Genomic DNA, 23,554 nt, shown 5'->3' on the forward strand with positions numbered 1-23,554 from the left:
GAAGGTAAGGAAATGGGCCGCTATATCGTTAAACGAGTGCTATCAATTATTCCTGTATTTTTATTAGCCACGCTGCTCACAACTGGTATGATTCACCTTTCGCCAGTTGACCCGGCTGAGGCATATTTAGCAGCGGCTCATATCCAGCCTACGGATGAAATATTAGCGCAAAAACGAAGTGAATTTGGCTTAGATGAGCCATTTTATATGCAATATCTTCATACCATTGAAAAAGTCATTCATCTTGATTTCGGCCGGTCGTATATGTCCAATCAGCCTGTCGTTGATGAGGTGATGTATCGAATACCGGCGACGATTCAATTGGCACTTACCAGTCTGCTGATCGCTATTTGTGTCAGCATTCCGCTCGGCTTTTTCAGCGGCATGAGAAAAAACGGTGTCATTGATCATCTGAGCCGGCTCATTTCTTTCTTAGGAGCATCTATCCCGACGTTTGTCTTGGGGTATTTGCTCATCTTCTTTTTTTCAGTGAAGCTTGACCTCTTACCCGTTGAAGGGATCGGCACATGGGAGCATCTCATTCTGCCGTCGATCACACTGGCAGTCCCTTTAATTGCTACGTATACAAGGCTGTTACGGTCAAGTGTGAGTGAGGCGCTTCAAGAACCTTTCGTTCAATATGCGAGAATGAGAGGATTGAAGGAACAATCGATCATGTTCAAGCATGTGTTCAGAATTGCGATATCGCCGATGTTGACCGGACTTGGGGTGAACCTCGGCAAGCTGTTAACCGGAACCATTATTGTAGAGGCTGTTTTCTCATGGCCAGGGTTTGGCCGATTTTTTATTGAAGCGATCTTTAACAGGGATCTGCCAGTCATTCAATTTTATGTCCTCATGTCAGCCTGTATTTTTATCTTGAGCAGCTTGATGGTTGACTTGATTCAATTGATCATTGACCCTCGTATTTCTAGAAAGGAAGGCCGCCAGCAATGATGACAAAAGTAAAACATCTCTTCTCTCATCAAAAGATGATCTCGATCTGCGCCCTGCTGCTCGGTCTCCTGCTGATTGTGACAATATGTGCGCCATGGATCGCTCCGCATGATCCGGCAGCTGTTAATCTAGCGATGAAGCTAAAGGGATCTTCGTGGGAGTATCCTCTTGGAACAGATCAATTAGGGCGGTGCAATTTATCTCGTATTTTATATGGTGCGCGTGTTTCGCTTGGCTGTGCGTTATTAATCTTTCTTTCTTCGTTATTCATTGGTTTAATTGTCGGCCTGTTTTCAGGATACAAAGGCGGCTGGATTGATCATGTTTTGATGAGAATCTGTGACGGTGTCATGGCATTTCCAAACCTGGTGCTGATCCTTGGATTAGTCGGCATTTTCGGTCCGGGACTTTCTCAAGTCGTACTAGCCTTGATGCTTGTGCAATGGGTGTATTATGCCCGCGTCTTCCGAGGGATGGTGCTCAGTTTAAAAGAACAGAACTTTATTGCAGCTGCAAAAATCAGTGGGACCTCGCACTGGAACATCATGAGAAAGCATATGATTCCCAATGTCCTGCCGCCATTAGCAGTCATTGGAACACTCGAAATGGGCTGGGCGATTATGGACATTTCTGCGATGTCTTTCCTCGGATTAGGGGTTCAGCCTCCTATGCCTGAATGGGGAGCAATGATTCATGAAGGGAAATCGTATATTCAAACGAATCCTCAATTGATGCTGTACCCGGGTCTTGTGATCATGACTGTGGTGATTCTGTTTAATTTACTAGGAGAAGCCCTTTCAGAGAAATATGGTATCAAACGCCGTGTGTAAAGGAATGATTAATGTGCAAGAGCCCATTTTAAAAATAGAGAACCTGCATGTGCATACGAAAACACCTCAAGGGACAACTCCTCTTATTCAAGAAGTATCGTTTGAAGTAGAGCGCGGTCAAATCCTTGGATTAATTGGTGAGAGCGGCTGCGGGAAAACAGTGACAAGTATGTCGATCTTACGTATGCTTGATCGAAAAACAACTGAAGTCACTGGCAGTATCACATTACAGGGACGAGAATTGATCGGTATAAGTGAAAAGAATATGCGGTCCATTCGAGGCAAAGACATCTCATATATTATGCAAAATCCAATGAACAGCTTTACGCCGGTATGGACAATCGGCCATCAGCTGGTTGAAACCATCCGCCGGCATACTGCTGTTAGTAAAAAGCAGGCACGAGCACAGGCAATAGATGCATTAGCACAAATGAATCTGCCGCAGCCAGACGAACTGTTCAACAAATACCCCTTTGAATTAAGCGGAGGGATGCTGCAGCGTGTCATGATCGCCATGGCTGCCTGTATGCACCCGCCCCTCATCATTGCAGATGAGCCGACAACTGCTTTAGATGTACACAATCAGAAACGGGTGCTTCAGCATCTGAACCAAATTCGTCATGACTATGGAACGGCCATTTTACTCATTACCCACGATCTTGGTGTCATTGCTGAAATGGCAGATCAAGTTGTCGTCATGAAACAAGGAGAAATTGTGGAAAAGGCAGGAGTTCTTGAACTTTTTGAACAACCAAAGCATGATTATACAAAAAAACTACTAGCAGCTCGTCCATCCATCCCAGCTGTTTGCCCGATTTGAGGTGAGAAGGCCCTTGCATTTATTAGAAGTAAAAGCAGTCAGTCATGCATACAACAGCCGGTCGTTTCTAATAAGAAATAAAGGCGCAGCCCCTGTCCTGAAAAGCGTCGATTTGAACATTGAAGAAGGCACATGCCTTGGGCTGCTGGGACAAAGCGGCGCAGGGAAAAGTACACTTGGCCGCATCATACTTGGTTTAGAGAAACCAAGAGCTGGACAGGTTCTTTTTGAAGGTCAGGATGTCTATCGTGCAGATCAGCAAACACGTAAGCATTTTCGCAGGCATGTGCAAGCGGTATTTCAGGATTCCTATTCGGCGGTTAATCCAAGATGGACAGTTGAACAAATTTTATCTGAACCGCTTGAAAACTATGAAACCATGAGCCGAAAGGAACGTAAAAACGTGCTGATTCACTGGCTTGAAAGAGTCGGGCTCGGTGAAAAGGATTTGTCTAAATATCCGCACCAATTCAGCGGCGGCCAGCTGCAAAGGATCAACATTGCTAGAGCTTTATTGCTCCAGCCAAAGCTCATTGTACTTGATGAATCTGTCAGCAGCTTAGACATGGTCACACAGGCTGTCATTTTAGATTTATTAGTAGAATTAAAAAAGGAGCTGGGTGTGTCTTACTTATTTATTACACATGATATGACAGCAGCCTATCACTTAAGTGATCAATTGGCGATTCTTGATCAAGGCGAGCTTGTGGCCCAATTTCAATCAAAGGATGAATTCTTTTCATCAGAAGAGGAAGCGGTGCGGAAAATGAGAGATGCAATGCTTGCAGACCATCCTTTGTCAAGAACGATTGGCAGACCGGTTCGGTAAAGCTTTATTATCAACGCCTCTTGTAGAAGAGGCTATTTTTCATGAAAGGCAGGTGGCGTCGTGAACCATAGAGCGTATTTAGCTTTGGCCATTCCTTTAACGATTTCAACGATGACCACTCCTTTACTTGGAGCTGTTGATACAGCGGTTGTCGGTCAGCTCGCAAATCCTGCTTATATTGGAGGCGTTGCGGTCGGCAGTCTCATTTTCAGTACATTATATTGGCTGTTTGGTTTTTTGCGGGTAAGTACATCTGCTTTTGCTGCTCAGGCAAACGGGGCGCAGAATGAGGAGCAGGGTGTTCTTGCTTTTCTAAGACCTTTTTTCGTCGCCATCATCGTCGGACTTTGTTTTATTGCCCTGCAATGGCCAATTATTCAATCTGCTTTTCTAGTGATCTCTCCTGATGCTGATGTCCGTCAATTTGCCGCAGACTATTTTCATATTCGCATTTGGGGAGCGCCATTTACTTTAATGAATTATGTCATATTGGGCTGGCTGATGGGGATGGCAAAAATGAAAGAAGCCCTTTCTTTACAGATCTTGATCAATGTCATGAATATGGCGCTTGCATTTTTGCTTGTTCATGTGTTTTCGTTTGCGGTCAAAGGAGTTGCGGCTGCGACATTGATGTCTGAATTAACCGCTTTTGTGTTGGGGGCATGGATCATCATGAAGCATTCGTCAAACGGATTCCAGATGCCTTCCATTAAGAAGATCATGGATACACAGGCAGTGCAGAAAATGTTTCATGTGAATAAAGATTTGTTTATCCGTACGATCTGTCTGCTAGTGGTCATCAACATGTTTACGGCAAAAGGTGCTTCTTTTGGTACGGAGCTGCTGGCAGCTAATGCTATCTTATTTCAAATTCACTACATCATGGCTTATTTGTTCGATGGTTTTGCCAATGCGTCCAGCATCCTTGTTGGGCGGTCGGTTGGTGCAAATGACCGTTCTCTTTATGAAAAAACTTTAACCCTTTCAAGGCAGTGGGCACTTGTTATGGCATGTGTCATTGCGGCGGTTTATTTTCTATTTAAAGAGCCGATATTGAGCTTGTTTACAAATCTCCCTCAGCTGCTTGACATGACATTACGCTATGCAGACTGGCTTGTTCTTTATCCGTTTGCAGCTTGCTTCGGTTTGGTCATTTACGGCGTATTTACAGGTGCGACAGAAATTGCCCCTGTTAGAAATTCGATGCTGTTTGCAATGATTTTGTTTATCGTAGTTCAAACCGCGGTCACGCCCATTTGGCACAATCATGGTCTATGGTTTGCCTTTATCATCTATACTGTAGGGCGGTCTGGTTTTTTGATGATGTATAAATCGCGGCTGGATCAGAAGCTTTTCGCATATGATAAACACCCTTTGCCATCTTGACAAAGGGTGTTCTTTTTCGTTTATTCGCTTTCTTTTTTCACCTTTTGATAGGCTTCATCAAGATGCTGAATTCGCTTCAATACAACCGCATTTTTGGTCAATTGGTCTTGAACAAGTGTTGATACCACTGAGCGGTAATAGGCATTCATCGCATGAACTTTGTCTTCATTTTGGTTCATGGCGATGTGCTGTTTCAAGTTGTCGACAAAGTATGGAACGGAAAAAAGTTCAGACATAGAAATCACTCCTATTTCGTATATACGGTCCGTCAATCTTCATGTAAAATGATGAGAGGGAGGGGAGACAATGAGCCTTAAACTGCAACAAGAACAGGTATTAAAGCAGGTGCTCACACAAGAACTCAGGCAGGCCATTACGCTGCTGCAGCTGAATTGCGCAGAGCTCGGCGAGTATCTTGACCAGTTAGCGCTTGAGAACCCTCTGATTGAGCGGAAAGACACGGACAGCTATCAACCAGTTTATCATAAAAAATCACAAGAACGAATGATAGAGCCGTATCGAACGCATCAAAAAGAAAGCCTGCAAATGTTTTTAAAAAGACAGGCGATTGATTTGAATTTAAGTGAAAAGAATCAAAGAATCTTTCATTTTATGATTGAGTCCATTGATTCCAATGGCTATCTAAATGAACCGATCGACGCAATGGCAGCTGTCTTAAAGGTGCCAGCTGAAGAAGTAGAAGCCGTCCTTCATCAGCTGCAATCACTAGAGCCTGCCGGGATTGGCGCAAGATCATTGCAGGAATGCATCCTCCTGCAGCTGAGAAGAAAAAAGGAGCGCTGGTATGAAGCCGAGCTGATCATCGAAGAGCATTTCTTTCTTTTTGCCAGAAAGGCTTGGAAGGAAATTGCGGCGAAAACTGGTGTTTCAATGAAAACACTCCAAGCGGTACAAGATGAAGTGTCTCAGCTTGAACCAAGACCAGGCCTTCATTTCTCATATGATGAAGAGCATGTGTATATCGAGCCTGATGTGACGATTACTGTGGTGCAGGATCACATCACATTTGAGCTGAATCAGCGCGCTTTTCCAGACGTTGAAATGAATGAAGGCTATTTCGCCATGATTCAAGACCAAAAGCGGCACGAAGCATACACGTATTTAAAGGAAAAAGAGCAACAGTACAATTGGCTTGTCCAAGCGCTGAGGCAAAGAAAGCAAACGATGACTCATGTCGTTCGTGAGATTATCTCACATCAGACGGATTTTTTCCTTACAGGGAAACATAAAATGAAACCGCTTACTATGAAGCGGATCGCAGAAATACTGCAAGTCCATGAGTCAACAGTCAGCCGTACTGTAAAAGGGAAAATGGTGCAAACCCCTTATGGTCTCATGGAAATGAAACAATTTTTCCAAGCAAAATTAGAAGGGCATTCGCTAGAGGAGACGTCCAGCTACACAGTCAAAACGCACATTGCAGAGCTCATTCAAACGGAAAATAAGAAAAAACCGTATTCAGATCAGCAAATCATGACGCTGCTTCAGCAAACCTTTAGCATCCGCGTGTCGCGCAGAACCATTGCAAAATATCGCGAACAAATGAATCTTCCGTCCTCTACGCTGAGGAAGCGCTACGATTAAAAAGAAGTACTTGCCAGAACATGGCGCGTGCTTCTTTTTTTTGTTGAAAGCAAGGCAGCCCATAGATTTCTTGAAAATTAAAGAGGGGAGACGTGTGATCTGAAATTTTGGGGTAAAGTATAAGATAGGGCATGAGCCGATAGGGATAGACAACAGTGATGAGGTGAGACCAATTGAAATATAAACAAATCAAAACGAAAAAAATATATGAAGAAATTGCGGATGCATTAATTGAATCCATTCGTACAGGTGAGCTTCTTCCAGGGGAAAAATTAGATTCGGTTCAAGCGCTTTCAGAAAGCTTTCAAGTCAGCCGTTCCGCTGTAAGAGAGGCACTGTCTGCTCTTAAAGCGATCGGATTAATAGAGATGAAGCAAGGGGAAGGCACGTATGTGAAGCAGTTCGATCCTGAGCAGCTCACATTTAGTCTGTCTTCTGCATTTTTGATGAAGCAGCATGATATCACGCAGCTCCTTGAATTAAGAACCATTATTGAGACGGGTGCTGTCAAAAAGGCAGCGCTTTTGCGAACGGACGATGACCTTCATCAGCTGCATGAGGCACTCGAACAAATGAAACTTGCAGAAGCGCATAAAGAAATTGGTGAAGAGGCAGACCTCTCCTTCCATCTTGCTTTAGCCAAAGCCTCAAAGAATGATTTATTAAAGGCGTTAATGAATCAGGTCTCCACCTTGCTGGTAGAAACAATGCGGGAAACGAGAAAAGTCGTCTTGTTTTCAAGGAAAGCCTCCATTCGGCAGCTTTACAAAGAACATGAACACATTTACAAAGCTGTTATGGCAAGACAGCCAGAAGAAGCAGAAAGAGCGATGCTCACGCATCTAAAAAATGTAGAAAAACTGCTGAGTGATGTGAGTCAAGAACCGGCAGGACAGTCAGAACCACAGTAAGCTGTGCCGAATGAGGGCACAGCTCTATTATGAACGAGAAATATGCAGTTTCTTCATGCGATACTGCAGACTTTGCCTGCTCATGCCCAATATCTTTGCAGTCTGTGAAATATTATCGTCCATTTTTTCTAAGTAATGGACGATGTATTGTTTTTCGAATCGTTCCATCTGGGTTTGGAAATCAGTCGTATGTTCTGGGCTTGTATAAATAAACGTGTCAGCTGCTGCGGTATGCTGCAAAGGATTCGTCTGTAATTGCGCTGCAGGACGGCCTTCCCTATGTTGTTTAAATCTAAAATGATATGGAAGATGATGCATGCTTAAGTAATCCTCATCCATCATCATATTCATCCCCGCTTCAATCACATGCTCGAGTTCCCGTACATTCCCCGGCCAATCATACGCTTGAAAAAGGGCTAGTACCTCTTCGTCTGCTGCCTTCACCTCCATTTGAAACAGCTCATTATATTTTTGAATAAAATGACTGACAAACGTAGGAATATCTTCTTTTCGCTCAGAAAGCGGCGGAATAAATAAGGTGACAATACCTAGCCGATAAAATAAATCCTTGCGCATGCGTCCGCCTGCGATAGCATCCACAGGGTCCTCATTCATATTGGCAATGACTCTTACATCAACAGCGATTTCTTTTGTGCTGCCTAACCTTCTCACCCGCTTCTCCTGTAATACGCGCAGCAGTTTTGCTTGAAGACCAGGATTTAATGAGTTGATCTCATCAAGCAGAAGTGTACCACCCTGCGCCTGTTCAAATAAACCGGGCTGATCAGTTGCGCCGGTAAAAGCCCCTTTTTGTGTACCAAAGAGCAGACTTTCAATGAGATTATCAGGCAGTGCCGCGCAATTCTGGGTAATAAATGGTCCAGATGACCGGCTGCTGCCGTTATGAATGCTTTGAGCAAATAGTTCTTTTCCTGTCCCTGTTTCTCCCACAATGAGGACGTAGGAAGAGGTGCGTGTTGCTCGTTTTGCATGCTCAATCACCTCTAAAAACGCAGGGCTTTGTCCAATAATGGAATCAAAGGTAAAGCGTGTGCTTCCTTTTTTCTTCATATTGTGGTGAATCAGCCGTTCCAGCTTGGTCACATCATTCGAAATTTCAACCGCTCCTTGGATGAGGCCATCTCGAACGAGCGGGTATGTATGATTAATCGTTGTGATTTCTTTTCCATTGTAATTATGATACGTCTGCTTTGCATGAACGGTTTGTTTCCCAGTTCGCAGCGCTTGGACGAGCGTACTGTGCATTTCGTCTTGGAAGACGAAGAGGTCTAATACATTTTTATGGAGAACATCAGAGCGTTTCAAAGACTCAATCTCCATCATTTTTTTATTATAAACAACAGTATTGCCATTCTCGTCAATTGCATGAACCCCGACATCTATTAAATCGAGCATTTGCTTATACAGATCAATCTCATTTATCAGCTTTGCAGTATATGAATCTTCTTTCATTGCTACACCTCCAGACGTTACCTCTATTTTACACGAAAAATTTTGCGGTTTCCTCTAAAAAATTCGGCATGTGCAAATATATTTTGCATAAATAACCTGTACAATCATCGCCATGATGCAGGCAGAAAGTTGGCACGATCCTTGCATATCATATGTGTGTAGATGAACTTAATTTAAAAAAGGCTAGCTTATAGAAGGAGGAATAGACGATGACACAGACAAATGAAGTGATTCAACAAACGGAACAATACGGTGCGGCAAACTATCATCCGCTGCCAATTGTGATTTCAGAGGCTGAAGGAGTTTGGGTGACAGACCCTGAAGGCAATCGATATATGGATATGCTGAGTGCGTATTCCGCAGTGAACCAAGGCCATCGCCATCCCCGCATTATTGAGGCGCTCAAAAAACAGGCAGACCGTGTGACACTGACTTCAAGAGCTTTTCACAATGATCAGCTTGGCCCTTGGTATGAAAAAATTTGTCAACTGACGAATAAAGAGATGGCACTTCCGATGAATACTGGAGCTGAGGCGGTAGAAACAGCTGTAAAAGCAGCAAGACGATGGGGCTATGACGTCAAGGGAATCGAAGACAATCGAGCAGAAATCATTGCGTGCGTCGGAAATTTCCATGGCAGAACGATGACGGCTGTTTCCCTTTCTTCTGAAGCAGAATATCAAAGAGGTTTTGGTCCAATGCTTCCAGGCATCAAACTGATTCCTTACGGAGATATTGAAGCGTTACGTGAAGCCATCACACCACAAACAGCGGCTTTTCTGATTGAGCCTATTCAAGGGGAAGCGGGAATTGTCATGCCGCCAGAGGGCTTCTTGAAGGAAGCGAAGGCGCTTTGTGAACAGGAACATGTGCTGTTCATTGCAGATGAAATTCAGGTCGGATTAGCGCGAACAGGCAAGATGTTTGCATGTGACTGGGAAGACATTGAGCCAGATATGCTGATTCTTGGGAAAGCTTTAGGCGGCGGTGTATTCCCAATCTCATGTGTGGTAGCAAACCGCGATATATTAGGCGTGTTTAACCCTGGGTCTCACGGCTCTACCTTCGGCGGCAATCCTCTTGCGTGTGCGGTGTCGCTGGCTGCACTAGATGTCTTAATCGACGAAAACCTTGCAGCGCGCTCTATGGAGCTTGGCGAATACTTAAAAGATAAACTCACGCGCATTCAAAGTCCTGTTATCAAGGAAGTGCGCGGCCGCGGATTATTTATCGGCATGGAGCTGACAGAAGCAGCGAGACCTTATTGTGAGAAGCTGAAACAAGCAGGACTGTTATGTAAGGAAACTCATGAGACCGTCATCCGCTTTGCACCACCGCTCACGATATCTAAAGAAGATTTAGACTGGGCGATTGGTCATATTGAAGCATTATTTCAAGCATAAATGTCAAAGGGGGAGAAACCTTCACTTTCTCCCTTTCTCTTTCCACGAACAGCGAATTTTGTCAAAGGATGATGAATAGAAGAGTGAAAGTGGGGAAACGGATTTGAAGCAAGAACAGCATAATGAACTAGAACGTTCCATGAAAAGCAGGCATCTCTTTATGATTGCCTTAGGCGGCGTCATTGGTACTGGTCTTTTCCTTGGGTCAGGACTCATTATCCATCAGGCTGGACCCGGGGGAGCTATTCTATCCTTTATCATTGGCGGATTGTTAATGTATTTGGTGATGCTCTGTCTTGGAGAATTAGCGGTGGCGATGCCGACAGCGGGTTCCTTTCAGGAGTATGCAACCAAATATATAGGCCCGTCCACAGGCTTTATGATCGGCTGGCTTTACTGGTTTAGCTGGGCATGTACAATTGGACTGGAGTTTACGTCAGCAGGCATTTTGCTCCAAAGATGGTTCCCAGATATCCCTGTTTGGTTGTGGTGTCTTGCATTTAGTGTGATTTTATTTGCCGTGAATGCCATCTCAGCTCGCAGCTTCGCTGAAACCGAGTTCTGGTTTTCAGCCATTAAGGTCGCTGCCATCCTATTATTTATTATCATTGGAATTGGCGCAATTTTCGGAATGATTCATCTGAAAGATGGAGAACCAGCCCCTCTATTTCGTCATTTGACGGATCATGGTGGACTATTTCCTAACGGCGTTTTTGCTATTTTATTAACCATGGTCACGGTCAATTTCTCCTTTCAAGGAACAGAACTTGTAGGGATTGCTGCAGGAGAGAGTGAAAGCCCTGAAAAAACATTACCGCGATCTATACGAAATATTATTTGGAGAACGATGGTCTTCTTCGTTTTATCCATTGCGGTTCTGGCCGCACTTCTTCCGTGGCAGACAGCAGGCACCGTCGACAGTCCGTTTGTCGTCGTGCTGGACAAGGTCGGGATACCATATGCTGCAGATATCATGAATTTTATCATCATCACAGCCGTCTTATCTGTAGCAAACTCTGGGTTATATGCATCATCACGTATGCTCTGGGCGCTTTCGAAAGACGGGAAAGGTCCCGACTTTACGAAAAAGCTGTCCAAGCGTAAAATTCCGATCAATGCATTATTGGTGACAATGGGTGTATCTGCACTATCTCTGCTTACAAGTGTTGTAGCACCAAAAACGGTGTATGTATGGCTCATTTCTATTTCTGGTATGGTCCTTGTTGTGGTGTGGATGTCCATTTGCTTGTCTCAGTATTTCTTTAGAAAACAATTCATAAAGGAGGGCGGAGATGTAAAGGATCTCGTCTTCCGAACACCGCTCTATCCATTTGTTCCATTAGCAGGCTTTATCGCATTTGGCATCGTCCTCATCAGCTTATTTTTTATCGAGGATCAGCGGATCGGCCTTTATTGCGGAATCCCGTTCATGGCCGCCTGCTACATCATTTATTATCTTAAAATCAAACCGAAGGAAGAGGCAAAACAGTTTGGAACCATCACAAAAACATAAGCAGGTCCTGAAAAAAATGTGCATGCTGATATCACCAGCATGCACATTTTCAATCGTATATTCATTCTATATAAAGGGAAATAAATATTTTGAAAAGAAATATCATCGCAAGAACCTTGATGACAAGCAGGCTATCGGTGAAAATGTGTCTATTTTTTGTCTAAATGTGTTTCTAAGAGTTGAAAATGCAAGATTATCCTGTTAAAATAATTAAAGAAAGCAGGGATTGATTTTTTTTGGCTGTGGCGGGACGTTTTTTGTCACAGTGGGACGTTTTTAGTCCAACGTGAAAAGAAAGGGTCGTTAGCCATGAATCGTTTATTGGAAGCTCAAAAAAAATTATTGCCAGATCTTCTCATTGTTATGCAAAAACGCTACGACATTTTGCAGTACATCAGATTAGCTGAACCAATTGGCCGCAGAAGTCTTGCGACGAGTCTTGGTCTCAGTGAGCGTATCTTACGTGCTGAAGTTCAGTTTTTAAAAGAACAAAATCTGCTGGATGTCAAAACGAGCGGCATGATGCTGACGAGTGAGGGTCACGCTTTGCTTGAAATGCTTGAAGGAATGATGAAGGACGTTTTAGGTTTAACCTTTTTGGAAAATACATTAAAGAGAAAGTTAGGCCTGGAAGAAGTCATTATCGTTTCTGGTGACAGTGACGAATCCCCGTGGGTGAAGCAAGAAATGGGAAGAGCTGCTGTCCAATGTATGAAAAAAAGGTTTACTGGAAATAATATCGTCGCCGTCACTGGCGGAACGACGATGGAAGCCGTTGCCGAAATGATGACCCCTGATGCCAAAAACCGCGATATGATGTTTGTCCCTGCGAGAGGCGGTCTTGGGGAGAATGTAAAAAATCAGGCAAACACCATTTGTGCCCACATGGCTGAAAAAGCTTCCGGTACTTACAAACTGCTGTTTGTTCCAGGGCAGCTGTCAGAAGGTGCATACTCTTCCATTATTGAAGAGCCGTCCGTCAAAGAAGTGCTTCAAACGATTAAATCGTCCACGATGCTCATTCATGGTATTGGTGAAGCAAAAACAATGGCGATGAGACGAAATACACCAGCTGAAGATTTAAAAAAGATTGATGAGCATGACGCAGTGACAGAGGCCTTTGGCTATTACTTTAATCGTGATGGTGAGGTCGTACACAAAGTGCACTCCGTCGGCATGCAGCTAGATGATCTAGAAAGCATTCCACACATCATTGCTGTTGCAGGTGGATCATCAAAGGCGGGGGCGATTGAAGCTTATTTCAAAAAACCACGCCGAACGGTTCTCGTCACAGACGAAGGAGCCGCAAAAGAGTTATTAAGGGAGTCAATTGATCCCTCAATATAAAACATTGTGACCTATAAAAGGAGGAAACATCATGGCAGTAAAAGTCGGTATTAACGGATTTGGACGTATTGGACGTAACGTATTTCGTGCAGCATTAAATAATCCTGAAGTTGAGGTAGTAGCGGTTAACGATCTAACAGATGCTAACATGCTTGCACACCTTTTACAATATGACTCTGTTCACGGAAAACTAGATGCAGAGGTTTCTGTAGACGGTACAAACTTAGTAGTGAACGGTAAAACAATCGAAGTATCAGCTGAGCGTGACCCTGCGAAATTAAGCTGGGGTAAACAAGGCGTAGAAATCGTTGTTGAATCTACTGGATTCTTCACAAAACGTGCAGACGCTGCGAAACACTTAGAAGCTGGCGCTAAAAAAGTCATCATCTCTGCTCCTGCTAACGAAGAAGATATCACAATCGTTATGGGTGTAAACGAAGACAAATACGATGCAGCTAGCCACGATGTCATCTCTAATGCATCTTGTACTACAAACTGCTTAGCACCATTTGCAAAAGTACTTAACGATAAATTTGGTATCAAACGCGGTATGATGACAACTGTTCACTCATACACAAATGACCAACAAATTCTTGACCTTCCGCACAAAGACTACCGTCGTGCTCGTGCAGCTGCGGAAAACATCATCCCAACTTCTACAGGTGCTGCGAAAGCTGTTTCACTTGTATTGCCTGAACTTAAAGGTAAATTAAACGGTGGCGCTATGCGTGTTCCAACACCTAACGTTTCTTTAGTTGACCTTGTTGCTGAATTAAACCAAGATGTAACAGCTGAAGACGTAAATGCAGCACTTAAAGAAGCAGCTGAAGGAGAACTTAAAGGAATCCTTGGCTACAGCGAAGAGCCATTAGTATCTGGTGACTACAATGGTAATGCAAACTCTTCAACAATCGATGCTCTTTCTACAATGGTGATGGAAGGCAGCATGGTGAAAGTGATCTCTTGGTACGATAACGAGAGTGGATATTCTCACCGCGTTGTTGACCTTGCAGCTTACATTGCAAAACAAGGTCTTTAATTTCTCACACTGAAGGAACTCACTTGGTTCTTTCCTAGAGACACGATATAATGAAGACGGACAAGGGAAGGGGAAGCATCCCTTTCCCTTTTTCTCTGTTTTTATCCGTTCTGCACGATTTCTCGTTTTGATGAGGGCAAAATGGGAAAAGGATAAAGAGAGTCTTGTCCAATGCGTAAGGAAACCAGAATAAAGGAGGATCTCCTGACGAGCATGAATAAGAAATCAGTAAAAGACATTGACGTAAAAGGTAAAGTTGTGTTCTGCCGCGTAGATTTTAACGTTCCAATGAAGGACGGAGAAGTGACGGATGATACTCGTATCCGCGCAGCATTACCAACGATTGAGTATTTAACAGGACAAGGCGCAAAGGTACTGCTAGCTAGTCATTTGGGTCGTCCGAAGGGTCAAGTTACTGAAGAACTGCGTCTGACACCTGTGGCAAAACGTCTGCAAGAGCTTCTTGGAAAAGAAGTGAAAAAAGCAGATGAAGCTTACGGCGACAACGTGAAAAAGCAAATCTCTGACTTAAAAGAAGGAGATGTGCTAGTGCTTGAAAACGTTCGTTTCTATCCTGGTGAAGAAAAGAACGATCCTGAATTATCAAAAGCATTTGCTGATTTAGCCGATGTGTATGTCAATGATGCGTTCGGTGCTGCACACCGTGCACATGCATCGACAGCAGGAATTGCAGCTTATCTTCCGGCTGTTTCAGGCTTCCTCATGCAAAAAGAGCTTGAGGTGTTAGGAAAAGCCATTTCAAATCCTGATCGCCCATTTACAGCGATTATCGGCGGCGCAAAAGTAAAGGATAAAATCGGTGTGATTGAAAGTCTTCTTGATAAAGTAGACAACCTCATCATCGGCGGCGGTCTTGCTTACACATTTGTGAAAGCACTTGGCCACGAGGTAGGGAAATCTCTATTAGAAGAAGACAAAGTCGATTTAGCGAAATCCTTTATGGACCGTGCAAAAGAAAAAGGCGTGAACTTCCTGATTCCAACAGATGTTCTGGTAGCCGACGATTTTTCAAATGATGCGAATACAAGCATTGTGCCAATCTCTGAAATTCCAAGTGATCTAGAAGCACTTGATATTGGAACAGAGACAAGAGAAAAGTATGCTGACGTTATTAAAAACAGCAAACTTGTTGTCTGGAACGGACCAATGGGTGTATTTGAAATCGATGCATTCGCTAAAGGAACAAAAGCAATCGCAGAAGCACTGGCAGAAGCAAAAGATACATATTCTGTCATTGGCGGTGGAGATTCAGCAGCAGCTGTTGAGAAATTTGGTCTTGCCGATCAGATGAGCCATATTTCTACAGGCGGCGGCGCTTCACTTGAATTTATGGAAGGCAAAGAACTTCCTGGTGTTACTGCATTAAACGATAAATAAGACCAAAACTGCTATAAGGAAGTGTCAATCATGAGAAAACCAATTATAGCTGGGAACTGGAAAATGAACAAAACACTTGGCGAAGCAGTCAGCTTTGTTGAAGAAGTTAAGTCATCTATTCCATCTCCTGACAAAGTGGAATCCATTGTCTGTGCGCCAGCTCTTTTCCTTGAAAAGCTAAACAGCCTATCAAACGGAACAGACCTTAAAATTGGTGCACAAAACATGCACTTTGAAGAAAATGGTGCATTCACTGGTGAAATCAGCCCTGCTGCTCTAAAAGATCTAGGCATCGGCTATTCAGTGATTGGGCATTCAGAGCGCCGTGAATTCTTTGCTGAAACAGATGAAACAGTGAACAAAAAAGCACATGCTGCATTCAAGCATGGCATCGTTCCAATTATTTGTGTTGGTGAAACGCTTGAAGAGCGTGAAGCTGGCAAAACAAATGAACTTGTAGCTGATCAAGTGAAGAAAGCACTAGCTGGTTTAACGAAGCAGCAAGTTGCTGAATCTGTGATTGCCTATGAGCCAATCTGGGCTATTGGTACAGGAAAATCTTCTACAGCGAAAGATGCAAACGACGTTTGCGCACACATCCGCCAAACCGTTGCAAGCGAATTTGGTCAAGAAGCGGCAGACAGCCTTCGCATTCAATATGGCGGAAGCGTGAAGCCGGCAAATATTAAAGAATATATGGCAGAATCCGATATTGACGGTGCTTTGGTAGGCGGCGCAAGCTTAGAACCTCAGTCTTTCGTTCAATTATTGGAGGAAGGTCAATATGAGTAAGAAACCAGCAGCATTAATCATCTTAGACGGGTTCGGTTTAAGAGGCGAAACAGTCGGTAACGCTGTCGCACAAGCAAAAAAACCGAACTTTGACCGCTACTGGAACGAATTTCCGCATCAAACCTTAACGGCTTCAGGTGAGGCAGTAGGTCTCCCAGAAGGTCAAATGGGGAACTCTGAAGTGGGGCATTTGAACATCGGTGCAGGGCGCATTGTATATCAAAGCTTAACAAGAGTGAATGTTGCCATTCGTGATGGGGAATTTGAGAAAAACGAAACGTTCCTAGAGGCAATGACTTATGCAAAAGAGAATGACAAGGCGCTTCATTTATTTGGTCTCTTGTCAGACGGCGGTGTGCACAGTCATATCCAGCATCTTTTTGCCCTGCTGAAGCTGGCGAAAAAAGAAGGCTTAACAAAGGTATACATTCATGGCTTCTTGGACGGACGTGACGTTGGTCAGAAGACAGCCAAAGTGTACTTAAAACAGCTGGAAGAACAAATCAAAGAAATCGGTGTCGGTGAAGTGGCAACACTTTCTGGACGCTATTACTCAATGGACCGTGACAAACGCTGGGATCGTGTGGAGAAAGCGTACCGCGCGATGGCGTATGGTGAAGGCCCAAGTTATCAAAACATCTATGATGTCGTTGATGACTCCTATGAAAATGGAATCTACGATGAATTCGTTATTCCATCTGTCATTACGAGAGAAAATGGTGAGCCGGTTGCCAAAGTAAACGACGGCGACTCTGTGATTTTCTATAACTTCCGTCCAGACCGTGCCATCCAAATCTCGAACACTTTCACAAATGCAGATTTCCGCTCGTTTGACCGCGGAGAAGCTCATCCGAAGAATTTACACTTCGTTTGCTTCACACACTTCAGTGAAACGGTTGACGGCTATGTTGCCTTCAAACCAGTGAATTTGGATAACACAGTAGGAGAAGTGCTTGCTCAAAACGGATTGAAACAGCTGCGGATTGCTGAAACAGAGAAATATCCTCACGTGACGTTCTTTATGAGCGGTGGACGTGAAGAAGAATTTCCTGGTGAAGACCGCATCTTAATCAATTCACCAGATGTGGCAACCTATGACCTCAAGCCGGAAATGAGCGCTTATGAGGTAAAGGATGCACTTGTTGCAGACATCAATGCTGACAAGCATGATGCGATCATTCTGAACTTTGCTAACCCGGATATGGTTGGTCATTCAGGTATGCTTGAGCCAACAATCAAAGCTATTGAAGCAGTAGATGAGTGCTTAGGAGCTGTAGTCGACGCAATCCTGGCAAAAGGCGGACATGCCATCATCACGGCAGACCACGGTAACGCAGACGTGCTAATTACCGAAGAAGGAAAGCCGCATACTGCACATACAACGAATCCTGTGCCAGTCATCGTGACGAAAAAAGGTGCGACGCTTAGAGAAGGCGGCATTTTAGCCGATCTATCCCCAACGCTTTTAGACTTACTTGGTCTTGAAAAACCAAAAGAGATGACAGGAACATCATTGATTCAAAAATAACAAATTGATTCAAAAGGAGAGAAATTAAAAATGCCATACATTGTTGACGTATATGCACGCGAAGTATTAGACTCTCGCGGTAACCCAACAGTTGAAGTAGAAGTTTACACAGAATCTGGCGGCTTTGGCCGTGCGCTTGTTCCAAGTGGTGCTTCTACTGGTGAATATGAAGCAGTAGAACTACGTGACGGAGACAAAGACCGTTACCTTGGAAAAGGTGTTCTGACAGCTGTAAACAACGTAAACGAAATCATTGCACCAGAGCTTTTAGGCTTTGATGTAACAGAACAAGTAGCGATCGACAAAATGTTAATCGAACTTGACGGAACAGAAAACAAAGGGAAATTAGGCGCAAACGCAATCCTTGGCGTATCTATCGCTGTAGCACGTGCGGCTGCTGATTTCTTACAAATTCCACTTTATCAATACCTTGGTGGATTCAACTCCAAAACGCTTCCAGTACCGATGATGAACATCGTCAACGGTGGAGAGCATGCGGATAACAACGTAGACATTCAAGAATTCATGATTATGCCTGTAGGTGCTCCAAACTTCCGTGAAGCACTTCGCATGGGCGCTCAAATCTTCCATAGCCTGAAATCTGTATTAAGCGCAAAAGGCTTAAACACAGCTGTAGGTGACGAAGGTGGATTCGCTCCAAACCTTGGTTCTAACGAAGAAGCACTTCAAACTATCGTTGAAGCGATCGAAAAAGCTGGCTTCAAACCAGGTGAAGAAGTGAAACTTGCAATGGATGCTGCATCTTCTGAGTTCTACAACAAAGAAGACGGTAAATATCATTTATCAGGCGAAGGTGTTGTGAAAACATCTGCTGAAATGGTTGACTGGTATGAAGATATGGTATCGAAATACCCAATCATCTCTATCGAAGACGGCCTTGATGAAAACGACTGGGAAGGTCACAAACTATTAACTGAGCGCCTTGGCAGCAAGGTTCAGCTAGTAGGAGATGACTTATTCGTAACGAACACGAAGAAGCTTTCTGAAGGTATTAAAAATGGTGTCGGTAACTCAATCCTGATCAAAGTAAACCAAATCGGTACATTAACTGAAACATTTGATGCAATCGAAATGGCAAAACGCGCAGGATACACAGCTGTTATTTCTCACCGTTCTGGTGAAACTGAAGACAGCACAATTGCAGACATCGCTGTTGCAACAAACGCTGGACAAATCAAAACAGGTGCTCCGTCTCGTACGGACCGTGTGGCGAAATACAACCAATTACTTCGCATCGAAGATCAATTGGCTGAAACAGCACAATATCACGGCATTGCAACATTCTATAACTTGAATAAATAATGTCAGCTATGCGCTGCGTTCCACTCTTTCATGAGAGCGGGACGCAGCGTTTTTTTGTTGAGCGAAATCCGCTGGCTAATTCATTTGACTTATCCTATTTCTGTAAAACCTCCTCCTTCAGTTAGAGACAAAGTCAAAATCCCCTCCATTTATAAGCACTAAATCATGAAAATTCGTCTAAAAATATGATCTGAAATGAACTTATGCTTTCTGTAAGGGAGTGGTATCATTTTACATATATTAGGGGGTGATGAGATGCTGAATCCTTTTAGCCTTCGTTTTCCAGTAGGTGTGTATATGTATGTCCTTCACCTGTTGGCGGCATATGATGAAAGGAAGCAACGAATTCTAACTTCTAAGAATGTACAGAAAAACGCATTTTGGATTTATGTCCTTGCCGCTATATTGGGCATTATTTCACTTGGAGCATTGATTTGGGCATGCAAGACCTTTGGACGGGGCTCGAAATTTTTAGGAGAGTTCAAATTATTAGGCATGTACGTTAAAATCCAGTGTGGTTATTAACAGGGATGAGAACAGATGCAAGGTCATCTGTTCTATCTGAATCAAACGGAGGGATATGATGCTGACATTACAATTAAAAGAAAAAACATATAGCCGCACCTTCTCTCTCCGCAATATTCAAATAAGTGTCGAGAAAGGGCAGATGCTGCTGCTTTTGGGGCATAATGGTGCGGGAAAGACGACGATGATCCAATCCATGTTTGGGCTGACGCCATTTATAGGATGCGTCACTTTACATGGTAAACAGCTGAACCTTCAATCCTCAGAACATATCTCCTTGTTGAAAAAACATGTTTCCTATATTCCTGATGACCATTCGTTGTTCGATTATTTATCGCCGAGGGAATACTTTCAATTACTTCAGCTGCCAAATGAGCAAGATGTCACACGGGAAGAGACGTTCATTGATCTGTTTGAGCTGGGGGCGTATATGGATCAGCCTATCGCTCAGCTGTCTCATGGCAATCAAAAGAAAACGCAGATCATTTCACAGCTCCTCAGGCCATGTGATTATTATGTGTTTGATGAGCCAACGAACGGACTTGATCCAGATATGATGATTATCTTAAAAAAGGTGCTCATGAAGCTGAGAGAGCAAGGCGCTGGCATTCTCATTTCAACCCATCATTTGAGTTTTGGTGATACGCTTTATGACCATCTCATGATCTTGAGAAATGGTGACGTCAAGCTGGATATGTCCCGCCAAGAAACGAATCAGACATTTCCTCATCAGGCACTTGAAGAGATTTATAAAGAAGTGAATCGAGATTACTATATGCAGGTGGAGAGGTTACTCAATGATCTGGACACGACACGTTCTTCATAAAATAGAATGGGGGATGCTGACAGCAAAAGGAAAGCAGCTCGCAAAAAAGTACCCAATACAGCTTCTCGCAGCCGCGGCTTTTTTCTTGCTCATGTATGCGATATACGTCGTTATCAGCCTGCGCTTTTTCATGCAGGCAGGAGAAAGCGAGCCGGCTACTCTATACCTCCAATTGATGAAAATGACGCTTTTACTTTTAAGCGCAGGCATTGTGTTATCCCGCAATAAATTAAAGCGCCAGGAATATCAATTCTACTTTTTGAATAGTGCGATACAAAGTGTGCCATTTGTCCTTTGTGTATATTTCTTTCCGATGCTCTTTTGTTTCCTCGTGGTTGGACTGCTTTTTTTACCGATTGTATTAGGCCTTTTGATCAGCGGTGTTACGCCATCTCTTTATTGGATAACGGTTGTATGCATGACTTGCTGTGTACTGGCTCTGTTTGCACTCGCTTCTTGGATGGTGATGCGGATTGCTGTGAGCCATTTCGTATCAAAAACAAAAGAGCATTTGCTGCTGCAAACGCTCGGCTTTGCGGTGCTGAATCTATTGGTGTTTCTCCTTTTGCAAAAAGCAATGGAGATGATCCGCGTATGGCCATCAGTCTATCTCATATTTCTAATGATCCTTCTAAGCGCTGGCTGGCTATGGCTGAAGGGGTTAGCGGCTTCTTATGTCCATTGGATGTTTTTGCAGCTGAAAACAGAGGTGAAGTCGTTTTCTTATAAGAAAATCAGAACGCAATCTTCCTTTCTGACGCACCTGCGGCAGGAATTGGTCTATTTCAGCCGTTCATCTGTTTTTAAAGAACAGGGCATTTTGTTTTTATTTCTCGTTTGTTTGACGGCGGGGCTGCCTTTTGTTTTTACACCGGTAGAAATCGGCTGGCTGTATGCCTTTATTGTTCAGTATGCGTTAAAGGAAATATTGATCATGCTTCCGCTGATGATTGGCAGAGAATATCATATGAATCAAAGGGCCATCTTTATGTTAAATACATCAAAGGGCGCTTATTTGTTGTCGAGAATTTTATTTTATTACGCTATTAATTTGTTGATATATTTTGTGTTTATTGGGTTTGCATCTATAGTGATAGGCATTGAAAGTGAAGGCCATGTCCTTGCAAGTTTGTCCATTTTGTTGATCACTGCTATGGCGGCCTGTACCGGTTTTATCGTGAAGATCAGTGAGTTTAATAAACTGTTTGTCATCGTAATGATGATTGCTGTATTCAGCTTCATCGATATGCTTTTATTGAAGTGGCTTTCAACAAATGTGTATCTTCTCGCCACCGCCTATCTGCTAGGTTCACTTGCATTTTTTAGCTGTATATATGCGGTCATGTTAAAGAGGCCTGTCTTGCGATGATAGAGCTTGTGTGTAGTTTCCTATTGGTTGTGCTGATACATGAACTCGGTCATATGCTGATGATCATGGTGTGTAACAAAATCGAAAAAAGGCCGCTCTTTGATTTTGTGATAACGATTGATTGGAAGCATGTGGCGGTCGTCCATGAGAAATTTGTCCGGCCGAGCTTCAATATGATGGTGGCACTTGCAGGCCCGCTCTTTCCGGTGCTTTGTTCGATTGTGCTTTTTATGATATGCAAGCATCCGGTAAGTCATCAACTGCTGTTTTTTTCTTTACTAAATACGGTGATGCTGCATCCAGCTTGCCCAGACGGGAAAAATATCACAGCCAGTTTAAAAGAGATGAAGGAGAGAAAGAGATGATTAAAGTATTTCATTCGTTTTCCAGCGGTTTAACACTTGCGATGCTGTATGTATTTGCTGTGTTTATGACCCCTGTTTTTTTACTGCTGCTAGAGGTCAATCATGTTGAATCAAGTCCATCAATGTTTGGCATGCCGTTTTATATCATGAAAATTGAAGAGTATCAATTCAGCTCAGAGGCGACGCTCTTTGGATGTGTGGTCTGCTTTTTAGCTGGCGCCGTGCTCTATTTTTTCATTCAATATGTGAAGCATGTGGTGAAAAAGCGCAGAACATAAAAAAAAGCAGACGGAACAAAACATCAGTCTGCTTGCAAAGTGAGTGAGAGCCGTACCATATCCATACACTGAATGCCATTTTCAAAAATCGGTTCATCATAATGTTTAAGAAAGAAATCGTGGTCAATAGATGTCATGCGGAAGCCGCATTTCTGATAAAGTGCGAGCTGCTGGATACTCGAGTTACCTGTGCCGATTTCAATCGTGTGAAAGCCGGCGGCTTTCGCTTCAGAAATGGCATGGCGGATCAGCTGCTTTCCAATTCCTTTTCCTTGCCATGATTCCTTCACGGCGACGTTGATAATTTCGACTGTCTGCTGAGACAGAGATAAAAGCACATAGATACCAATCACGTCCTGTTCATGATAAGCGGCATAACAAGAACCGGATTGCACATATTCAAGTACCTTTTCCTTTGAAGGATCAGCTAAGAGTAAAAGATCCATAGGGACAGAATGATCACCTGACAATGGCCGAATTTGTATCATGTTTTTCATCCTTTCTATTCTTTAATATATCCTTGTTTCACACCCCAATCATATTGATCCTGTACCCATTGTGAGGGCGGATTGTGGGTGACATTTGGGTCTTTTTTGACAGTTGTTTTCCTTGGAGTCTGTGAAGTCTGCTTATTCGCTTGAGCAGTGGCTTTCGCTGCTGTCAGCTCTTTTTGAAGCTGGTCGATTTTTGCCTCAAGCGCTTTACGCTGTTGGACTTCTTTTTGATAGGCTTTCTTTTCTTTTTTGAGCTTTTTCGTGATGGTAGACAGTTTCTTTTTTTGATCTTCGTTTTTATGCTTCAAATCTGCTTGATTTGATTTTAACTTCGAAAGCTGCTCAGTGTTCGTTTTGCTTTCTTGCTGAAGTTTTTCCTCTGCTGCTTGGATGGACTGCTGCTGCCAAACAATCCAGCCGGCTGCTCCTAAAACCACAGCGCATAGAAGGATGATGGTGATCGTTTTCTTCATGTGTCATTCCCCTTTCTTTAAACCTTTATTATCATCGGTTAAATATATACAGGTTTTAACATCACAAGGG

24 protein-coding genes are annotated in these 23,554 nt (G+C 43.4%); 20 read left to right on the forward strand and 4 right to left on the reverse strand.

Going from position 1 to position 23,554, the window contains the following annotated elements; translation table 11 throughout:
- Positions 1-12 precede the first annotated feature (12 nt).
- Genes nikB through C9414_RS03040 form a run of 5 tightly spaced genes read left to right on the forward strand, consistent with a single transcriptional unit; the run spans position 13 to position 4,822 of the window.
- Positions 13-957, forward strand: a complete 945-nt coding sequence (gene nikB / locus C9414_RS03020) for a nickel ABC transporter permease subunit NikB (protein ID WP_107163044.1) — start codon at positions 13-15, stop codon at positions 955-957.
- On the forward strand, positions 954-1,787 hold the full coding sequence (gene nikC / locus C9414_RS03025) for a nickel ABC transporter permease subunit NikC (RefSeq protein ID WP_039181542.1): 834 nt from the start codon (positions 954-956) through the stop codon (positions 1,785-1,787). The genes nikB and nikC overlap by 4 nt, the downstream gene beginning before the upstream one ends.
- Positions 1,788-1,791: 4 nt before the next feature.
- Complete coding sequence (gene nikD, locus C9414_RS03030; RefSeq protein WP_181286097.1) at positions 1,792-2,607, forward strand: nickel import ATP-binding protein NikD; 816 nt, start codon at positions 1,792-1,794, stop codon at positions 2,605-2,607.
- A 13-nt stretch (positions 2,608-2,620) separates the two neighbouring features.
- Positions 2,621-3,436 carry a nickel import ATP-binding protein NikE gene (nikE, locus tag C9414_RS03035; protein ID WP_047202993.1) on the forward strand — a complete coding sequence of 272 codons (816 nt, stop codon included), beginning with the start codon at positions 2,621-2,623 and terminating at the stop codon, positions 3,434-3,436.
- A gap of 60 nt (positions 3,437-3,496) precedes the next feature.
- Complete coding sequence (locus C9414_RS03040; RefSeq protein WP_107163045.1) at positions 3,497-4,822, forward strand: MATE family efflux transporter; 1,326 nt, start codon at positions 3,497-3,499, stop codon at positions 4,820-4,822.
- A 20-nt stretch (positions 4,823-4,842) separates the two neighbouring features.
- Here C9414_RS03040 and yvfG read toward each other — a convergent pair whose 3' ends face one another.
- Positions 4,843-5,058: a protein YvfG gene (yvfG, locus tag C9414_RS03045; RefSeq protein ID WP_024423509.1), complete on the reverse strand. Its 216-nt coding sequence runs from the start codon at positions 5,056-5,058 to the stop codon at positions 4,843-4,845.
- A gap of 70 nt (positions 5,059-5,128) precedes the next feature.
- Between yvfG and rpoN the strand changes: the two genes are divergently transcribed.
- Complete coding sequence (gene rpoN / locus C9414_RS03050) at positions 5,129-6,427, forward strand: RNA polymerase factor sigma-54 (protein ID WP_107163046.1); 1,299 nt, start codon at positions 5,129-5,131, stop codon at positions 6,425-6,427.
- A gap of 173 nt (positions 6,428-6,600) precedes the next feature.
- Positions 6,601-7,338 carry a FadR/GntR family transcriptional regulator gene (locus tag C9414_RS03055; protein ID WP_047202990.1) on the forward strand — a complete coding sequence of 246 codons (738 nt, stop codon included), beginning with the start codon at positions 6,601-6,603 and terminating at the stop codon, positions 7,336-7,338.
- Positions 7,339-7,365: 27 nt separating this feature from the next.
- On the opposite strand, the gene C9414_RS03060 is transcribed toward C9414_RS03055, so the two are convergent.
- Positions 7,366-8,811: a sigma-54 interaction domain-containing protein gene (locus C9414_RS03060; protein ID WP_107163047.1), complete on the reverse strand. Its 1,446-nt coding sequence runs from the start codon at positions 8,809-8,811 to the stop codon at positions 7,366-7,368.
- Between the two features lie 209 nt (positions 8,812-9,020).
- On the opposite strand from C9414_RS03060, the gene C9414_RS03065 reads away from it, so the two are divergent.
- From C9414_RS03065 to C9414_RS03130, 13 genes are all read left to right on the forward strand, one after another.
- Complete coding sequence (locus C9414_RS03065) at positions 9,021-10,214, forward strand: ornithine--oxo-acid transaminase (protein ID WP_107163048.1); 1,194 nt, start codon at positions 9,021-9,023, stop codon at positions 10,212-10,214.
- 139 nt (positions 10,215-10,353) lie between these two features.
- On the forward strand, positions 10,354-11,727 hold the full coding sequence (locus C9414_RS03070; protein ID WP_047203010.1) for an amino acid permease: 1,374 nt from the start codon (positions 10,354-10,356) through the stop codon (positions 11,725-11,727).
- Between the two features lie 309 nt (positions 11,728-12,036).
- Positions 12,037-13,074 (forward strand): sugar-binding transcriptional regulator, encoded by a 1,038-nt coding sequence (locus C9414_RS03080; RefSeq protein WP_039181517.1) that lies wholly within the window; start codon positions 12,037-12,039, stop codon positions 13,072-13,074.
- A 31-nt stretch (positions 13,075-13,105) separates the two neighbouring features.
- Positions 13,106-14,113, forward strand: a complete 1,008-nt coding sequence (gene gap / locus C9414_RS03085) for a type I glyceraldehyde-3-phosphate dehydrogenase (protein ID WP_007500174.1) — start codon at positions 13,106-13,108, stop codon at positions 14,111-14,113.
- A 213-nt stretch (positions 14,114-14,326) separates the two neighbouring features.
- Positions 14,327-15,511, forward strand: a complete 1,185-nt coding sequence (locus C9414_RS03090; RefSeq protein ID WP_024426073.1) for a phosphoglycerate kinase — start codon at positions 14,327-14,329, stop codon at positions 15,509-15,511.
- A gap of 30 nt (positions 15,512-15,541) precedes the next feature.
- Positions 15,542-16,303, forward strand: coding sequence for a triose-phosphate isomerase (gene tpiA / locus C9414_RS03095; protein WP_017359213.1), 762 nt, complete (start codon positions 15,542-15,544; stop codon positions 16,301-16,303).
- Positions 16,296-17,831 carry a 2,3-bisphosphoglycerate-independent phosphoglycerate mutase gene (gpmI, locus tag C9414_RS03100; protein WP_107163049.1) on the forward strand — a complete coding sequence of 512 codons (1,536 nt, stop codon included), beginning with the start codon at positions 16,296-16,298 and terminating at the stop codon, positions 17,829-17,831. The genes tpiA and gpmI overlap by 8 nt, the downstream gene beginning before the upstream one ends.
- Before the next feature lie 30 nt (positions 17,832-17,861).
- Positions 17,862-19,154 (forward strand): phosphopyruvate hydratase, encoded by a 1,293-nt coding sequence (eno, locus tag C9414_RS03105; RefSeq protein WP_003212752.1) that lies wholly within the window; start codon positions 17,862-17,864, stop codon positions 19,152-19,154.
- A gap of 255 nt (positions 19,155-19,409) precedes the next feature.
- Positions 19,410-19,679, forward strand: a complete 270-nt coding sequence (locus C9414_RS03110; RefSeq protein WP_041107838.1) for a hypothetical protein — start codon at positions 19,410-19,412, stop codon at positions 19,677-19,679.
- A 58-nt stretch (positions 19,680-19,737) separates the two neighbouring features.
- Positions 19,738-20,505, forward strand: coding sequence for an ATP-binding cassette domain-containing protein (locus C9414_RS03115; protein WP_099663682.1), 768 nt, complete (start codon positions 19,738-19,740; stop codon positions 20,503-20,505).
- Positions 20,477-21,874 carry a hypothetical protein gene (locus tag C9414_RS03120; protein WP_107163050.1) on the forward strand — a complete coding sequence of 466 codons (1,398 nt, stop codon included), beginning with the start codon at positions 20,477-20,479 and terminating at the stop codon, positions 21,872-21,874. Before C9414_RS03115 ends, C9414_RS03120 begins: the two co-directional genes overlap by 29 nt.
- On the forward strand, positions 21,871-22,239 hold the full coding sequence (locus C9414_RS03125; RefSeq protein ID WP_107163051.1) for a hypothetical protein: 369 nt from the start codon (positions 21,871-21,873) through the stop codon (positions 22,237-22,239). The genes C9414_RS03120 and C9414_RS03125 overlap by 4 nt, the downstream gene beginning before the upstream one ends.
- Positions 22,236-22,517: a hypothetical protein gene (locus C9414_RS03130; RefSeq protein ID WP_039181498.1), complete on the forward strand. Its 282-nt coding sequence runs from the start codon at positions 22,236-22,238 to the stop codon at positions 22,515-22,517. The genes C9414_RS03125 and C9414_RS03130 overlap by 4 nt, the downstream gene beginning before the upstream one ends.
- 23 nt (positions 22,518-22,540) lie before the next feature.
- Here the strand turns inward: C9414_RS03130 and C9414_RS03135 are convergent, their stop codons facing one another.
- Together C9414_RS03135 and C9414_RS03140 are read right to left on the reverse strand one after the other, a co-directional pair.
- Positions 22,541-23,005: a GNAT family N-acetyltransferase gene (locus C9414_RS03135; protein ID WP_107163052.1), complete on the reverse strand. Its 465-nt coding sequence runs from the start codon at positions 23,003-23,005 to the stop codon at positions 22,541-22,543.
- A gap of 14 nt (positions 23,006-23,019) precedes the next feature.
- The gene (locus C9414_RS03140; protein ID WP_047202980.1) at positions 23,020-23,484 is read right to left on the reverse strand and encodes a hypothetical protein; all 465 of its coding nucleotides are present in this window, start codon (positions 23,482-23,484) and stop codon (positions 23,020-23,022) included.
- Positions 23,485-23,554 lie beyond the last annotated feature (70 nt).

It is taken from the genome of Bacillus sp. Nf3, from assembly GCF_003028545.1.
GTDB classification, from domain to species: domain Bacteria; phylum Bacillota; class Bacilli; order Bacillales; family Bacillaceae; genus Bacillus; species Bacillus safensis.

Coding starts and splice junctions, on each gene's coding strand:
- nikB (WP_107163044.1), top strand. CDS start 13: ATGGGCCGCTATATCGTTAAACGAGTGCTATCAATTATTCCTGTATTT.
- nikC (WP_039181542.1), top strand. CDS start 954: ATGATGACAAAAGTAAAACATCTCTTCTCTCATCAAAAGATGATCTCG.
- nikD (WP_181286097.1), top strand. CDS start 1,792: ATGATTAATGTGCAAGAGCCCATTTTAAAAATAGAGAACCTGCATGTG.
- yvfG (WP_024423509.1), bottom strand. CDS start 5,058: ATGTCTGAACTTTTTTCCGTTCCATACTTTGTCGACAACTTGAAACAG.
- rpoN (WP_107163046.1), top strand. CDS start 5,129: ATGAGCCTTAAACTGCAACAAGAACAGGTATTAAAGCAGGTGCTCACA.
- C9414_RS03060 (WP_107163047.1), bottom strand. CDS start 8,811: ATGAAAGAAGATTCATATACTGCAAAGCTGATAAATGAGATTGATCTG.
- C9414_RS03065 (WP_107163048.1), top strand. CDS start 9,021: ATGACACAGACAAATGAAGTGATTCAACAAACGGAACAATACGGTGCG.
- C9414_RS03070 (WP_047203010.1), top strand. CDS start 10,354: ATGAAAAGCAGGCATCTCTTTATGATTGCCTTAGGCGGCGTCATTGGT.
- C9414_RS03080 (WP_039181517.1), top strand. CDS start 12,037: ATGAATCGTTTATTGGAAGCTCAAAAAAAATTATTGCCAGATCTTCTC.
- gap (WP_007500174.1), top strand. CDS start 13,106: ATGGCAGTAAAAGTCGGTATTAACGGATTTGGACGTATTGGACGTAAC.
- C9414_RS03090 (WP_024426073.1), top strand. CDS start 14,327: ATGAATAAGAAATCAGTAAAAGACATTGACGTAAAAGGTAAAGTTGTG.
- tpiA (WP_017359213.1), top strand. CDS start 15,542: ATGAGAAAACCAATTATAGCTGGGAACTGGAAAATGAACAAAACACTT.
- gpmI (WP_107163049.1), top strand. CDS start 16,296: ATGAGTAAGAAACCAGCAGCATTAATCATCTTAGACGGGTTCGGTTTA.
- eno (WP_003212752.1), top strand. CDS start 17,862: ATGCCATACATTGTTGACGTATATGCACGCGAAGTATTAGACTCTCGC.
- C9414_RS03110 (WP_041107838.1), top strand. CDS start 19,410: ATGCTGAATCCTTTTAGCCTTCGTTTTCCAGTAGGTGTGTATATGTAT.
- C9414_RS03115 (WP_099663682.1), top strand. CDS start 19,738: ATGCTGACATTACAATTAAAAGAAAAAACATATAGCCGCACCTTCTCT.
- C9414_RS03120 (WP_107163050.1), top strand. CDS start 20,477: ATGATCTGGACACGACACGTTCTTCATAAAATAGAATGGGGGATGCTG.
- C9414_RS03125 (WP_107163051.1), top strand. CDS start 21,871: ATGATAGAGCTTGTGTGTAGTTTCCTATTGGTTGTGCTGATACATGAA.
- C9414_RS03130 (WP_039181498.1), top strand. CDS start 22,236: ATGATTAAAGTATTTCATTCGTTTTCCAGCGGTTTAACACTTGCGATG.
- C9414_RS03135 (WP_107163052.1), bottom strand. CDS start 23,005: ATGATACAAATTCGGCCATTGTCAGGTGATCATTCTGTCCCTATGGAT.
- C9414_RS03140 (WP_047202980.1), bottom strand. CDS start 23,484: ATGAAGAAAACGATCACCATCATCCTTCTATGCGCTGTGGTTTTAGGA.